1 pseudogene is annotated in these 363 nt (G+C 75.5%); it reads right to left on the minus strand.

Annotated elements, in window-relative coordinates:
• Nucleotides 1-264, minus strand: a pseudogene (locus G3I65_RS50780) (DNA polymerase III subunit gamma/tau); the annotation flags it as partial.
• Between the last annotated feature and the right edge of the window lie 99 nt (nucleotides 265-363).

The following is a 363-nucleotide window of genomic DNA, read 5'->3' on the forward strand; positions in this document are numbered from 1 at the left end:
CGGCGCGGGCGCCGCCTGCTGGACACGGGCGGCGGGGGCCGCCGGGGCGTTGCCGTGCACGCAGCGGACCTGCCAGTCGCCACCGAGGACGTCGGACAGCGCGCCGGCGATCTTGCGGGCGTTGTCCTGGTCGGAGAGCCGGCGGGACAGGGGCTCGGACTTGTGGGTGAGCGTGACGGCGTGCCCCTCGACGCTCGCCACCGTCGCCTGGGTCAGCATCGCTTCGAGGCTGCGGCCACCGGTGAACTTCCGCAATGCGGTCATGAGCTGCGGCCAGACGTTCCGGATCGCGGCGGCGTCCATCGCCCCGTCCGCCGCGGGGGTGGCTTCCGGAGCGCTCGCGCCGGAGGATTGGGCCGCGGG

The sequence above is a fragment of the Amycolatopsis sp. SID8362 genome, from assembly GCF_010550475.1.
In the GTDB taxonomy this organism is placed as follows: Bacteria; Actinomycetota; Actinomycetes; order Mycobacteriales; family Pseudonocardiaceae; genus Amycolatopsis; species Amycolatopsis eburnea.